18 protein-coding genes are annotated in these 14,145 nt (G+C 40.6%); 5 read left to right on the top strand and 13 right to left on the bottom strand.

The annotated features are described in order from the left end of the window. Window positions 1-40: 40 nt before the first annotated feature. The 4 genes from R6U77_RS16590 to R6U77_RS16605 all read right to left on the bottom strand — a co-directional run bounded on the left by R6U77_RS16590 (window position 41) and on the right by R6U77_RS16605 (window position 4,616). A complete protein-coding gene (locus R6U77_RS16590; RefSeq protein ID WP_319836502.1) occupies window positions 41-454 on the bottom strand; it encodes a response regulator in 414 nt (137 codons plus the stop codon). A 76-nt stretch (window positions 455-530) separates the two neighbouring features. Further along, window positions 531-2,747 (bottom strand): peptidoglycan D,D-transpeptidase FtsI family protein, encoded by a 2,217-nt coding sequence (locus tag R6U77_RS16595; protein WP_319836503.1) that lies wholly within the window; start codon window positions 2,745-2,747, stop codon window positions 531-533. Between the two features lie 159 nt (window positions 2,748-2,906). Beyond that, entirely contained in the window at window positions 2,907-3,302 is a 396-nt protein-coding gene (locus R6U77_RS16600) for a VOC family protein (RefSeq protein WP_319836504.1), read from the bottom strand. A gap of 42 nt (window positions 3,303-3,344) precedes the next feature. Further along, window positions 3,345-4,616 (bottom strand): MFS transporter, encoded by a 1,272-nt coding sequence (locus R6U77_RS16605; protein ID WP_319836505.1) that lies wholly within the window; start codon window positions 4,614-4,616, stop codon window positions 3,345-3,347. A 110-nt stretch (window positions 4,617-4,726) separates the two neighbouring features. Here R6U77_RS16605 and R6U77_RS16610 point away from each other — a divergent pair, with 110 nt between their 5' ends. After that, window positions 4,727-5,347 (top strand): FMN-binding negative transcriptional regulator, encoded by a 621-nt coding sequence (locus tag R6U77_RS16610; protein ID WP_319836506.1) that lies wholly within the window; start codon window positions 4,727-4,729, stop codon window positions 5,345-5,347. Window positions 5,348-5,572: 225 nt separating this feature from the next. Here the strand turns inward: R6U77_RS16610 and R6U77_RS16615 are convergent, their stop codons facing one another. After that, the gene (locus R6U77_RS16615; protein WP_293920195.1) at window positions 5,573-6,178 is read right to left on the bottom strand and encodes a superoxide dismutase; all 606 of its coding nucleotides are present in this window, start codon (window positions 6,176-6,178) and stop codon (window positions 5,573-5,575) included. 115 nt (window positions 6,179-6,293) lie between these two features. Continuing rightward, complete coding sequence (locus R6U77_RS16620; protein ID WP_319836507.1) at window positions 6,294-6,770, bottom strand: DUF456 domain-containing protein; 477 nt, start codon at window positions 6,768-6,770, stop codon at window positions 6,294-6,296. A 107-nt stretch (window positions 6,771-6,877) separates the two neighbouring features. Here R6U77_RS16620 and R6U77_RS16625 point away from each other — a divergent pair, with 107 nt between their 5' ends. Next, window positions 6,878-7,390: a DUF1189 family protein gene (locus R6U77_RS16625; protein ID WP_319836508.1), complete on the top strand. Its 513-nt coding sequence runs from the start codon at window positions 6,878-6,880 to the stop codon at window positions 7,388-7,390. Between the two features lie 32 nt (window positions 7,391-7,422). Here R6U77_RS16625 and glsA read toward each other — a convergent pair whose 3' ends face one another. Further along, a complete protein-coding gene (gene glsA, locus R6U77_RS16630) occupies window positions 7,423-8,358 on the bottom strand; it encodes a glutaminase A (protein ID WP_319836509.1) in 936 nt (311 codons plus the stop codon). 102 nt (window positions 8,359-8,460) lie between these two features. On the opposite strand from glsA, the gene R6U77_RS16635 reads away from it, so the two are divergent. From R6U77_RS16635 to R6U77_RS16645, 3 genes are all read left to right on the top strand, one after another. After that, window positions 8,461-8,790, top strand: coding sequence for a hypothetical protein (locus R6U77_RS16635; protein WP_293920201.1), 330 nt, complete (start codon window positions 8,461-8,463; stop codon window positions 8,788-8,790). Between the two features lie 142 nt (window positions 8,791-8,932). After that, window positions 8,933-10,045, top strand: a complete 1,113-nt coding sequence (gene ispG / locus R6U77_RS16640) for a flavodoxin-dependent (E)-4-hydroxy-3-methylbut-2-enyl-diphosphate synthase (protein ID WP_293920203.1) — start codon at window positions 8,933-8,935, stop codon at window positions 10,043-10,045. Further along, window positions 10,042-10,620: a hypothetical protein gene (locus R6U77_RS16645; protein ID WP_319836510.1), complete on the top strand. Its 579-nt coding sequence runs from the start codon at window positions 10,042-10,044 to the stop codon at window positions 10,618-10,620. The genes ispG and R6U77_RS16645 overlap by 4 nt, the downstream gene beginning before the upstream one ends. A 35-nt stretch (window positions 10,621-10,655) precedes the next feature. On the opposite strand, the gene R6U77_RS16650 is transcribed toward R6U77_RS16645, so the two are convergent. The 6 genes from R6U77_RS16650 to R6U77_RS16675 all read right to left on the bottom strand — a co-directional run bounded on the left by R6U77_RS16650 (window position 10,656) and on the right by R6U77_RS16675 (window position 14,012). Next, entirely contained in the window at window positions 10,656-10,784 is a 129-nt protein-coding gene (locus R6U77_RS16650) for a hypothetical protein (protein WP_268807852.1), read from the bottom strand. 77 nt (window positions 10,785-10,861) lie between these two features. Then, entirely contained in the window at window positions 10,862-11,515 is a 654-nt protein-coding gene (locus R6U77_RS16655; RefSeq protein WP_319836511.1) for a hypothetical protein, read from the bottom strand. Window positions 11,516-11,691: 176 nt separating this feature from the next. Continuing rightward, window positions 11,692-12,114, bottom strand: coding sequence for an HIT family protein (locus tag R6U77_RS16660; RefSeq protein WP_319836512.1), 423 nt, complete (start codon window positions 12,112-12,114; stop codon window positions 11,692-11,694). After that, complete coding sequence (locus tag R6U77_RS16665) at window positions 12,111-12,731, bottom strand: alpha/beta hydrolase (RefSeq protein WP_319836513.1); 621 nt, start codon at window positions 12,729-12,731, stop codon at window positions 12,111-12,113. Before R6U77_RS16665 ends, R6U77_RS16660 begins: the two co-directional genes overlap by 4 nt. Window positions 12,732-12,743: 12 nt before the next feature. Beyond that, window positions 12,744-13,304, bottom strand: coding sequence for a DNA helicase (locus R6U77_RS16670; protein WP_319836514.1), 561 nt, complete (start codon window positions 13,302-13,304; stop codon window positions 12,744-12,746). A 21-nt stretch (window positions 13,305-13,325) separates the two neighbouring features. Beyond that, the gene (locus R6U77_RS16675) at window positions 13,326-14,012 is read right to left on the bottom strand and encodes a tetratricopeptide repeat protein (protein WP_319836515.1); all 687 of its coding nucleotides are present in this window, start codon (window positions 14,010-14,012) and stop codon (window positions 13,326-13,328) included. Window positions 14,013-14,145: the final 133 nt, after the last annotated feature.

A 14,145-nucleotide genomic window follows, 5' to 3' on the forward strand; every position in this document is an offset into this window, starting at 1 on the left:
TATATAGAAGCTTTTTCTTCAATATGCTCCCTCCCCCCTCCTATAGTATTTTTTTTACGCCTTTAATATGTATTAATAACAGCTCTCGCGTTTCTATCTTCTCAGGCTGTTTTTTCGTTTTCGGCTGCGTAATATCAAGTTTAATTTTAGCAGCATCTTTTGGACTGCTATAGCCATTAAATGAAGCATTGTAAATGATTTCGCCTGTCTTTAATGTAACTGTCGCCTTTTTGGCATCAATTAAATCTTTTAAAAATGGATATGTTGTTAAATTCCGTTTGCGTGCAGCAATAGCTAAGCGCGGCTCTAAAAATAGAAATAAAGCCTCTAATACAACAACATAGACAACCGTTGTTGTAATTAATATGACAGGGGAAACATTTAAGCGTGCCATCATAAAAGCATTACTAATCGCTCCTAAAAATACGATAATATGATATAAAGTTTTTCGCATCGTAAAATCCTTTCTTTCTATATAATAGAGGGAGTTCAAAAAAGCTTCACCTTTTCAAACTCCCTCGCTTCACACATTATTCAGTTGCCGTAGTGTGCTCCTCATCTTCATCCAGACGTTCCTCAGAAAACGGCGGTAGAATTTTTTGTGTCGTTAAGCTTTCAGACATGCCATTTTGCTCATATTTTTTTTGTAGCTCAAAATAATAATCTACCATTTCACGTGCAATCTCATTATTTTGTATTAAGCTTCGGCTGAAGTCTGTTGTCACCCATGGTATAACTACCGCATAAGCGATTTGCGGATTTTCATATGGTGCAAAGCCAACATGTGTTAATGTCGTTGTATTCGTTCTATACTTGTCAGTTTGTGGACCATAATATACTACCTCAGCAGTACCTGTTTTTCCTGCTGCTGTATATGGTGCATCATGGAACGAGCGATAGGCAGTACCTTGTGAGCCCACATAAACTTGTCTCAAGCCCTTTTTAACATGCTCAATTTCTGCATCTGTATTAGAAATGCGATTCAAAATTTTTGGCTCTACCTCCTGTACAAGTGCCCCTAGTGTTTCTCCATCAGCAGAAGGCTTGCGAATTTCCTTCAGCATACGTGGCTGAATGCGGTAACCACCATTGGCAACAGTAGAAATATATTGTGCTAGCTGCAATGGCGTGTACGTATCAAATTGCCCAATCGCTAAGTCAAGAATTTTACCTGGCGTATCCATTACCCCTTGATACCCTGCAAATTCACCAGGTAAATCAATGCCTGTTGGCACGCCTAAGCCGAATTGTGAGTAGCCATTGCGCATTCTTTGTAGTGTATCATCACGCAATCGTAAACCCATATTATAGGAATAACCTGTTCCTCCAATACCTAAGGCAATTTTAAACATATAGGAGTTGGAGGAACGCTCTAATGCTTTTAAATCATTCATCCAAATGCGTCCGCTGCGGTTGAAAATGGAGCTTTTTGGGTCTGTGCTTAAAAGCTTGATTGGCTCATCCATCATTTCTGAGCCTGGCTTAATAACACCCTCAGAATAGCCTGTTAAAACAGTTGCTGCTTTAATGCTAGAGCCTACCTCATAGGCTGTTGTAAATGCCCCATATGAGTAGTCAACAATATAGCTTTCACCTGTTTCAGGGTCCTTCTCGATTTTTTTGCCAACAATGGATAATATTTCGCCAGTATTTGGGTTCATCATAACGAAAAATGCGCGGTCTAGCAGACTTGAAGAACCAAGCCCCTTTAATTCTAGCAAGTATTTTTCAACGACACGCTCCGCCTCTGCCTGCAAATCTATATCAATTGTTGATACTAAATCTTTGCCAGGCTCACCAGGGTATGTCGTTTGTGTTTCCACAACTTGCCCTTTTTTGTTCGTCAGGTTTTTAACGACAGATTTTTCACCTTGCAATATTTCCTCGTATTGTGCCTCAAAATAACTTTCCCCAACGCGGTCATTCCGTGAATACTCGCGCGCTAAATAAAAATCAAGCTTATTTTTAGGAATCCCCTTGCTAGGTACTGTTGTACGACCTAACAGTGCAAATGGCGATAGTCTGACACGCTTCCAGTCCGTTGTCGTATTGACACCTGGCAAATCAGCTAGACGCTCAGAAACACGTGCAAATTCATCATCTGTGACATTTTCACTCTTAATAATTTGCGGCGATAAATTATAGCCTGACATCATCTCTCGGTAGATGGCTAGCACCTCTAAATCGAAGTCTGTAAGCTGCGCTAATTCTTCATCTGTAATACGCTCACGAATACGGCGATCCATTTCCGCATTGACTAGCTTTTCTTCAATGCCTTCATTTTGAGCGCGGTACTCTTTCATTTCCGCTTCTGTAACTTTTGCCAACGCCTCTTTATTTTTTAATAAAATCCAAAAATCGAGCTTGTCACGCTGTGTTACACGATCTGTTGGCTGCTCAATTAACTTCGCTAGCTCAATCGCAATTTCCAGCATTTCTTTTTGCGTTGTCGTCTGCATTCGTGTATATGTAATCGCATTTTCTGGCTGATTATCTACTAAAATACGTCCATAGCGGTCATAAATTCGCCCTCGGGGCACACTAGTATTGACCCGTACTTCCTCTTTTTGCTCAATTTTGCGCACATATTCTTCACCTTTCACAATTTGTAAATAACCTAGTCGGAAAATAAGCGTAGAAAATAAAACAAAAATTGAAAAGAAAAGGACATTCATTCGAAATGTAAGCTTTGCTCGCTGCTTGGCTTTTGGGTTTTGATTATTTTTATTTTTTTGCACCTTTCGCATATGAAGCGCCTCCTCTCCTTGTAATCCATGACATTTAGTATACCACCTGTATGCGTTAGAAAAAAGATAAAGCCGCTATTTTGTGACGACAACGCCGAAAAAAAGTTGCGGGTGTTTAGAAAGATAAACCCCTTCCAAACACCCGCATATTTTGCCTTACTATTTTGCATTTTCATCAGGCTGATGAATGCCAAATATATTGCCCTCTGTATCCAGATAATACCCTTGCCAAGCCATTCCTGGTAAAGCGTGCTTTGCCTTTGCAACTTTACCACCATACGCTAAAATTTTCGCCTCTGTCGCATCATAATCTGCAACACCCATCGTGCTAATATAGCCATTGACCGCTTGATTTGCCTGTGGCTCAGCACCTTGACGCTGCATTAATGCACCATTAATACCCATTTCATCATCGCTGCCTGTTACAGCTCCAAAATAAGGCATTCCCGCGTAATCGCTCCAATCTTGAAACGACCAGCCAAACACCTCACCATAAAACGTTTTCGCTCTTTCCATATCGCTAACATGAATTTCAAAATGAACAGTTCTTCCCATACTTCATCCCTCTTCTCCATTAAAATTAAAGCACGACATTTTCTAAAGCGCTCGATTCGCTTTATATCCCCATAATACAACAGGAATAACAAAGAGCGCAAAGCTCATCCCAATAAAGCCAAGCGTTGCATAGCTAGAAAAGGCTACGACAACCCCTGAAACAACGCTTCCGAAGGAGCCACCTAATGCTACTGCAACATCAACAGAGCCCTGCACCTTTGCTCGATTATGTATTGTTGTTGAATCAATAATAATAGCAGTTCCACTAATTAAGCCAAAATTCCAGCCAAGTCCCAGTAGCATTAGTGCCACGACTAGCCATAGTAAGGAATCACCTGGCGCAAAGGCGGCACATATGCCAGCAATCGCTAATGTCACACTAGCCGCAAGTGCCACAGCAACTCTTCCCACTTTATCTACAAGTACGCCTGTACCTAAAGAGGGCAAATACATCGCTGCTACGTGTAGGCCAATAACAATACCAACTGCGTTTAAATGGCTACCATGCCCTAGCATATGGACAGGTGTCATCGTCATAATGGATGTCATAATGACTTGTGATAACACTAACACAATCGCCCCTACCATAATCCCCATGCGCATTAGCTGGCGCTTATCTACCGCGCCTTCCGCATTTACTGTTTCAGCTGCGGTTTGATGTATTGCAATGGCTCGCGCTACAAGCAATGGGTCAGGTCGTAAAAAGACGAAGAGCACTGTACCAGCTAATGCATAGGCTACTGCCGCTAAAATAAATGGTCCTACTAATGTTGGCAATGTAAAGCTTTCTGCCACCTTGCCCATAGTCGTCGCTAAATTAGGTCCTGCTACCGCACCAAAGGTTGTCGCAACAAGTGCAATGCTTGTTGCCGTTGCCCGCTGCTTACTAGTTGCTAAATCGGTTCCTGCATAGCGTGCCTGTAAATTCGTCGCTGTGCCTGCACCATAAAGGAACAGCGCAATAAATAATAGCGCAATATTATCCATTGCTCCTGCTATCACTACACCAATTGCCCCTATACTTCCTACAAAAAATCCAGAGGCTAAGCCATAGCGTCTGCCATATTTTTGCGACACACGCCCTACAATATAGGCTGCTAAAGCTGAGCCTAATGTAAACAAGGCCGCTGGTAAACCTGTTACACTATCTGTGCCTAACATATCCTTCGCCAATAAGGCCCCTACTGTTATTCCTGCTGCTAACCCTGCACCACCAAAAATTTGCGAGCATAAAATAACGATTAATGTTCGTTTATAAAGCTGCTGCTGTGCAGTTTCTGAGTGCAGGTAAGGGGCTATTTTATCATTTGTCATGCAACCACTTTCCTTTCGATGCGATTATTTCGCCACACTAAGTTATTTCTAATCTACATGTTGTGAGGTTAAATGTAAACATTTACAATGAAAATAAAAGGAGGGCTATGATGTATATTCCAAAATATTTTAAAGTGACAAATAGCCAAGAAATTCAGCAATTTATTCAGTATAACAGCTTTGCAACACTCGTCTCTATGCGTAACAACAGACCGATGGCCGTTCACCTACCTTTACAGCTTGTAGAGAAAGAGGACGGTCATTACTTAACAGGACATGTCGCTTATGGCAATCCCATTTGGCGCTCGTTACAAGGATTGGAGCAGGTGCTTGTTATGTTTCAAGGACCGCATGCTTACATCTCCTCATCATGGTACGAAAAAGAAAATGTACCAACATGGAATTATCAAGCTGTCCACATTTATGGGCAGGCAACAACCTTCTCAGGCGAAGCATTAGAGAAGGACTTAGCTGCATTGCTTGTTAAATATGAAGGGCATCGCGAACGTCCTGTTTTATGGGAAACGTTATCACCTGAATTATTAGAGCGTGAGCTAAAGGGCATTGTTGGCATTCAAATTAAAATAGAGGAAATACAAGCCGCATACAAAATGAGCCAAAACCGCACAGCAGATGACTACGCAGAAATTACCAACAAGCTGGAGCAAGAACGAGATGCTGGTGCACACGCAGTTGCGAAGGAAATGAAGAGAAATTCACCACATTCATAAAATATCAGCGGCTTTTTATCATATATCGGCGTTTTTTGAAATATATCGGTGACTTTTCAGGATATATCGGCGAAATTTGAAATATATCGGCGTTTTACTAAAATTCATTGTAAATAAGAAATACTAACTTAAACAAATCTACAAAAAAAGAATCAGAAGCATACCAAAATGGTATATTTCTGATTCTTTCTATATGCTCTTCAAAATATCGAAGGGCAGCCTATATTATTTCGCTGCTTGGAATTTAGCTTCTACTACATCCCAGTTTACAACGTTCCAGAACGCGCCGATGTAGTCTGGACGACGGTTTTGGTAGTTTAAGTAGTAAGCGTGCTCCCAAACGTCTAAGCCTAGGATTGGTGTTTTGCCTTCCATTACAGGTGAATCTTGGTTTGGTGTAGATGTTACAGCAACGCCGTCACCATCAACGATTAACCAAGCCCAGCCTGAGCCGAAGCGAGTTGTAGCTGCTTTTGCGAACTCTTCTTTGAACGCATCAAATGAACCGAATTTCGCATCGATTGCTGCTGCTACTTCACCAACTGGTGTATTTGAACCGCCTGGAGCGATTACTTCCCAGAATAATGTATGGTTAGCATGTCCACCACCGTTGTTGCGTACAGCTGTTTGTTTGTCAGCTGGTAGTGCATCTAGGTTAGCGATTAGCTCGTTTACATCTTTATCTGCAAACTCTGTACCTTCTAATGCAGCGTTTACATTTGTAATGTAAGTTTGGTGATGTTTTGAATGATGGATTTCCATTGTGCGTGCATCAATATGCGGTTCTAATGCATCGTATGCGTAAGGTAATTTCGGTAGTTCGTAAGCCATTGTAAATTCCTCCTCGAAGTTAAAAAATCTTTGTTCATGTATAAGATTATCAAAATTGGTACAGTCCTTCAACGAAAAAAACTCCAGAACACATATTTCGGTCTTTTGACGGAAACTAAATCGCAATAACAAAGACAAGGATCATAACTGCTTGAATCGTTCCCTTTGCTGCAACAGATGTTAAAAATCCAACAACAGAGCCTACCCCTGTGCGAACCGCCTGCTTAATTGTTGTTCTTTCAACAAGTAATTCCGCAATAACGGCACCTAAAAATGGCCCAATTAAAATACCTGCTAATGGGATGACGAATGGTCCAATCAACAGCCCAATGGTACTTCCCCACATGCCCGCCTTTGAGCCACCGAATTTTTTGACACCAACTAAATTGGCAATCGTATCCGCTGCAAACAATAATACAACGAACAACACTTCAATCACCCAGAACCACCAAGGTAGTGCGAATGTGTAAAACAATCCATAAATAAGAAAGCCTGCCGCAATAAATAATACGGATGGGATAATTGGATAAACTAAACCGACAAAGCTAATAACAAAACAGGCAATAATTAATATCCATGCAATAATATCCATAAAAGTCCACTCCTTTGCCTACTATGTACGTCCCACCAAACAAAAAAGTTTCAAAGCGACATGCCTTCACTTTCATGATAAACTGTCTTGTGGAGGAGAAGATACATATGAAATTAAAACATTCACAGCTTTTTCTTGCTAGCCTATACGAGCCAAAAAAGCTTGCCGCTTATAGAATTATGCCGATTGGCAAAGTGATTCAATATGCCTTTTTACTCATCACCGCAATGACTGTTTTTTCACTCGGCAAATTTTTCAATAATGAAGCTAGTCAAATTTTTGCCTACAAGGAAATAGAGGAATTTGCAAGTGACTTAAAGTGGCTTGTTTATGCCATTTCTATCGTTTTTTTATTCGTCATGAACACCCTTATTTTATTTGCTAAAATTAGCGTTTATGCTTATGTCGGTCAGCTATTTTTAAAGCCGATGAAACGCCGTGGCGAATATCGACAAGTTTGGCGAACAGCTACCTTTGCCATTACATGGGAAGTCATCTTATCAATTATTTTAAGCCTTTTTGCTATCTCATCGACAATCTCCATTTTGCTATTTATCATTGTTACAATGAGCATTTTATTCATGGCATTAAAAAGCTATCCGAAAATGCCTCAGGCTTAGGCAGTCGCACTTTATCGACTGCCTTTTCCTCATTAAAAAATGCTGAGCTGATACTGCCTTGACAATTGCTCTAAAAACTTCATCCCTGCTACGCTATTGCCGACCTCATCAATGGCTGGACCGAAAATACCAATCCCTATCGTACCTTGTAATTCCTCAATTTGTGCATCCATTGCAAGACATAAAATGCCTCCTGACACACCGCTTTTCGCTGGCAGCCCAACAAATGCCGCAAATTTTCCTGAAGCATTATACATGCCACAAGTTAGCATCAAAGCCTTCGCCATTTTTGCTATTTTCGCATCGAACAGCTGCTCCTTTGTTAACGGATGATAGCCATCATTCGCAATGACTAAGGCAATCGTGGCGAGCTGCTGCACATCTACAAGCAATGCACATTGCTTTAAATAAGCTTCCAGTGCGACCTCCACATCACCTTGCAAGTAGCCATTTGCTTTTAAATAATAAGCAATTGCACGATTGCGATAAGCTGTCTCCCATTCAGATGTAAAAACTTCATCACTTACCTCACAGTGCACACCAACCATTTTTGCTATAAAGCTTTGCAAATTGTGCACCTTTTCATCCACTGTTCCACCTGGGAGCATTGACGAAATGGTAATTGCCCCTGCATTAATCATTGGGTTAAAAGGCTTGCCTGGTTGATGACTTTCCAAGCGAATAATGGAATTAAATGGATCACCAGTTGGCTCTACATCCACATATTGCAGCACATGCTCAGTGCCGTAAGTTGCACAAACAAAAATAAAGCTAATAACCTTTGAAATGCTTTGCAATGTAAAAAATTGCTGCGTATCCCCTTCCTGAAAAATATGCCCATTGCCATCGATTAACGATACCGCTAATAGCTTTGGGTCCACCTCGCTTAATGCTGGTATATATGTTGCCACATGTCCGTTCTTATAAAATGGCTGTGCCTCCTGAATAAGCTGCTGTAATTGTTGCATCTCACATTTCCCTCCAAAAATTAATAAATAGCTACGCTCAGGAATAGAATACACCAATTAGACATTCAATAGTATTGTGACTCTATTTTAGGAGGAATATTTATGCGTTACATTATTTTTACCATACTTTTTTTCATTATCGCCGCAGTTATTAAAATAGATTTACAGGAGGGAACACTTTCTCTCGCCTCCTTTTATGCAGAGGAGATTTGCGAGGAGCAAATTACGTATGAATGGCAGCATATCGGCGTTCGTGTACAGCAAAGTGATACCGTGCATAGTCTATTTGCAGCAACACCTACAACGGCTCCTTTTCCTGAGCGTCTTGCTGAATTTTATAAGGCAAATCCCCATTTACAGCAGCAATCACTTGTAGTAGGTGAATTTGTCAAACTACCGATTCGCAAGCAAATAGAAAATAAATGCTTTTAAAATACGCTAATTCCTTGTTCTCTCTTATGTTCACTGCTAAAATAATGACAGTGAGAGCATTTTTCGAGTAGCAATGGCAACATCAAAGTAGGTCATTGCGTCTTATTTAAAAACTCGGAAACAATCGAAGGAGAGAATTTACATGAGTGAAATCGTTCACCGTTCCAATACACGCCCTGTACGCGTAGGAAACTTAACAATTGGTGGCAGCAATGAATTATTTATCCAAAGTATGTGTACAACAAAAACACATGATGTGGAAGCAACAGTAGCAGAAATTTTGCGCTTAGAGGAGGCAGGCTGTCAAATCGTGCGTGTCGCTGTTCCAGATGAGCGCGCAGCGGATGCCATTGCTGACATTAAAAAGCGTATCAATATTCCGCTTGTTGCAGATATTCATTTTGACTATAAACTCGCATTAAAAGCAATTGAAAACGGCATTGATAAAGTGCGTATTAACCCAGGTAATATTGGACGCCGTGAAAAAGTAGAAGCGGTTGTCAATGCAGCTAAGGCAAAAAATATTCCTATTCGTATTGGTGTCAACGCAGGTTCATTAGAGCGCCATATTTTAGAGAAGTACGGCTACCCTACAGCTGACGGGATGGTTGAATCTGCATTACATCATATTAAAATTTTAGAAGACTTGGATTTCCATGATATTATCGTGTCCATGAAGGCTTCTGATGTAAATCTAGCAATTGAAGCCTATGAAAAAGCATCTAAAGCATTCGATTATCCATTGCATTTAGGGATTACGGAGTCTGGGACATTGTTTGCAGGTACAGTTAAATCCGCAGCAGGTCTTGGTGCGATTTTATCTAAAGGAATCGGCAATACATTACGCATTTCGCTGTCAGCAGACCCTGTGGAGGAAATAAAAGTAGCACGTGAGCTATTAAAGTCATTCGGTCTAGCTTCCAACATGGCGACATTAATTTCATGCCCAACATGTGGCCGTATTGAAATCGACTTAATTTCAATTGCCAATGAGGTTGAGGAGTATATTTCAAAGCTAAGCGTACCATTAAAGGTAGCCGTGCTTGGCTGTGCGGTAAATGGTCCTGGTGAAGCACGTGAGGCGGATATCGGCATCGCAGGTGCACGTGGCGAAGGCTTATTGTTTATGAAGGGCAAAACCGTTCGTAAAGTACCTGAGGAAACAATGGTTGAGGAACTGAAAAAGGAAATTGATAAATTGGCTGCTGAAATGCTAGAAAAACGTGCAGCTGAGGAAGCGGCTCAAGCACAATGATGAACAAAAAAGCAAGGTTCGGCATTGATATCGATGGCACAGTAACTTGCCCAGCAACGCTGATTCCACATATTAACGAGGCGTATAATGTCAATATTACACTCGATGATGTCGTAGAATATGATTTTTTAAGTGCCTTCCCGCACCCTGTTGATCGCACAGAGTTTGCCAACTGGTTTACAACGAATGAGCCCCGTCTTTATGCGGCAAGTAAATTAGCAGACAATGCGCAAGCCATTTTAAACGATTGGCAAAATCGCTACGAATTGTTTTATATTTCAGCGCGCGGCGAAAGTGTTTTAGATATTACAAAACATTGGTTTGATGAGCATCAAGTTCCATATGACTATATCGAACTGATTGGCAGTCATAATAAATTAGCAGCAGCTAAACAGCATGCTGTTGATGCCTTCTTTGAAGACAAACATGACAATGCGGTAATGCTAGCAGAGGAATTAGACATCCCTGTTATTTTATTCGATACACCTTACAATAGGCTTGCCACACCGAAGAAAGTCATTCGTGTCAACAACTGGCTTGAAGCAAATGACTGGATTCGCAAAAACTTTGAATAACCTCAAAAGCTGTCGGATTTCACCCCGACAGCTTTTTATATGTCCAATATTCCGCGCAACCACCTGTCCACAAAGCTCTCAAATGTAATGCCATATTGATTATAAATCTCATGATAGACAAAATACACACCGAGCCTTTCTAACAGCTCGTCATCAATGCGCATACATCTCCTCCAATGACCGCGTAATGGACTTGCTTACCCTCATCTTACGCAAATGTTGGAGGAAATATGATATTTACTTAGCCATATAGATAATCTATCAAATGCTGGACATGCTCCTGGTTGTTTAATACGTTCATTAGTTCTTCCGTTAGCACACTAAGAAATTCTCCCTCAATCTCACAAGTCTCTTCATCCATTATTTCTCCTGCAAAGCGCTCATGAAACACTTTCAGTACAACAGTAATCGCCGCAAAAAATTGCGCTAACGAATCCGCTATGGAAAATACTTCGCTCGCATCGTAGCTCGCTAACACTGGTGAATTTCTTTGACTTGTATCCACAATAATTGGATCATCATCCTTATCTGCTATCACTACCCAAGAAGCATTCCACATAGGGTTTTCTTCATACGGAGCGCTACTACCAACCCAGCGAAAGCCTAATTGTCGACGATATAAATTAGCAGGCTCACTTAAATAAAGGTTGCCACTGCCAATGTCGATGCTTATCCTATGTAATTGATGACCATCCTGACGAATAGGTCCATTCATTTTAAAATGTGAATAAAAATATATTAATTCAGGAGACAATGGAATTTGGGCATGTACGTCCTTCACACTGTCGTTCAGACATTCAACAATTTTAGCTTCTTGTCTAAAGAAATTCGGCGTTTCACGATATGTATAATACTGCTGTAGCAAATTCATAATCGCTTGTTTTAACTGCTCCATTTTCAATCACCTCTATGTGGTCTGAGTAGAGCAATTTTATATATTGCATCTCACATCATACCGATATTTAATAGTATAGGTCTCCTTTGCAGAAGGAGCAATTCGTTCCTTCTGCGATCATTGTGACTTAACAACCTAGTGCTCTACTAAAAGTAATATCTTTATCTATACAATTTTCAAGCTATATCTTCTATCACTTTTACCATCTTTCTCTTTGTTTCCTCTAATGCAGCTCCATCTATAGCAGGCGCTTCATCATCTAAGAAAAAATCTGCAAAGCTTTGCCCTTCATATCTTGGTATAACATGCAGGTGAAAATGCCCTAAATCGTCAAAAGCACCTCCATTTTGACAGATGGTGATACCATCAGGCTGGAATAATGCTTTGATTGTTTTTGATACAAGCTGTGCTGCTGTCATTACTGCATTTGCGGTTACAGCATCTAACTTATCCAAATAGCGCACATGCTTTTTGGGCAAAATTAATACATGTCCTTCATTATAAGGATCACGGTCTAAAATACAGCAAACATGCTCGTCCTCAAAGACGGCATAAACCATTGCCTGTTGATTGGCTAGTCGGCATCCTAGACAGCTCATGCAAACCACGCCATTAAATCTTTTAGCTCATCTGGTGTGACACCGTGTCCATCTGGATATGTTTTAAATGTCACATGCGCGCCGTATTCCTCAAAAAACGCTGCGCTCGCCTTGCTCCATGCAAGTGGATAAACATAGTCATATTCACCATGCCCAATAAACATACGCACATTGCTAAGCGGCAGCTTGCGGTATTCATCTATTACAAATTGTGGAGTAAAGCCACTTAATGCCACAGCACCGCGCAATGTTTCTGCCATAATAACAGTCAATGCTTGTGCAATCGCCGCCCCTTGATTAAAGCCTATCACATAGAGCTCGTCCTGTTTCAACGCAAACTCAGCAATTGCTTCTTCAATAAAGAGCTTTGTAAATTGCACCACTTGATCAAAAATGGCTTGATTGGGCTGTCCCTCCTCTTCAAATGTATAAAAGGCATAGCCTGGCGGATGTTCAATCGGTCCACGTAAACTAAAAATGTGACAATCGAACGGTAGCTCCTCTACAAGCTGTAATAAATCCTGCTCGTTGCTTCCTAGACCATGCAATAAAAAGATGGCTGGCTTTTCGCCTGCTTCCTTTGGCGCTTTATGTGTAAATATATACGGTGATTTCATGATGATGCTCTCCTATTCCATTAATTCCATTTGATTAACAAATTGATCTGCATAATAGGCAATGTAGCCTTCTATTATGCGCAATGTTTCCTCAAAGTCTCCATCTAGGATGGTGCTTGCCTGTGGCTGCATTGTTAAATAGGTTAAAAAGTCAAAGCGTAGTGCATGCTCCACAGAGGCATATGCATAATCATAAACAACCGCCTCTTCTGTCACGTTTAGCGCTTTATATTGACTATGGAACATTTTCGTATAATCATCCATTTTTTCTGATACAAATTGGCGAATGCGCATTTGCTGTGCAAGCGATTCACTTTCAATGTACGAAATGGCTGGCACCTTTCTTTGTCCATATGTATCCTTTAAAATTTTGACCCATGCTGCTTTATTTTCGACAAAATAGGTGATGTTTAACATTAGGCGATCAAAAAAGTCTTGCTCATCTGTTGCCGATTGTTTTTTTGTTGCGAGATTTTGCTTAATCGTTTTTTCAAATTGTGCCGCATTTGCTTTTTCTGTTAGCAAAAACATTAATTGCTCAATATAACTGTTGATTTCTTGCTGTGTTTTCACTCTATTTGACACTCCTTTTATTCAAAAAATATATTCTCTCATGTTTTCCACTGTATTTTCAATGGCAGCTCTTAGCGATTTTTGCTCTGTACGGCAAGAGCTTTGCGCCTGCTCTAATGCAATGAGTGCCTGCTCTAAAAAAGCATCCTGCTGCAAGTCTTTGTAGAGCTCCATTAAAACAAGGGCTCGATTCCAATACCAGCGGGCATTTTTATCATCCAAATCAATAGCTCGCTCTAAGTAGCCTAATATTTCAAACGGCGTATAGTCTAAACGTTGCATCGTTTGTGCGGCTAATCCGTAATATAGTGCCTTATTCGGCTGGCATTTGACAGCCTGTAGGAAACAATGCACACTTTCATTATAGTGATGTGCATATAAAAACAGCTGTGCCTGTGTAAAAAATGACTGTGCTCGCTCCTCATCAGTACCTGTACGCGCTATTTCCTCTAGCTGGCGTGTACGCACTGCAAATTGCTGTTCATCTTTTATTGTACGAATGGCTAATACCTCATCCTGCTCCACATACGTTTCATCTGCTCGTTCAAGCGATTGCAGTCCATATGCTGTATAACCAGGAATATCGCCTAGCTGATAGCGCTCATATAGGGCAATCACCTGCTGTGCAAATGGTGAGGCAGCTTGTTGTTGTGCCAATTGAAAGCATGCATGGAGCTGTCCACGATAAAATAATTGCTCAAGCTTCAATACTATTCACTCCCTATGTTCTTAGTATACATGATTGGTGCGAAATTTTTTTAATAAAATTTAAATACCTACTTGACTAATATGTTTTATAAGAATAGAATACAATATGCTAACTACTTATCTAGGAGGATAT

The organism is Lysinibacillus louembei, from assembly GCF_033880585.1.
GTDB classification, from domain to species: Bacteria; Bacillota; Bacilli; order Bacillales_A; family Planococcaceae; genus Metasolibacillus; species Metasolibacillus louembei.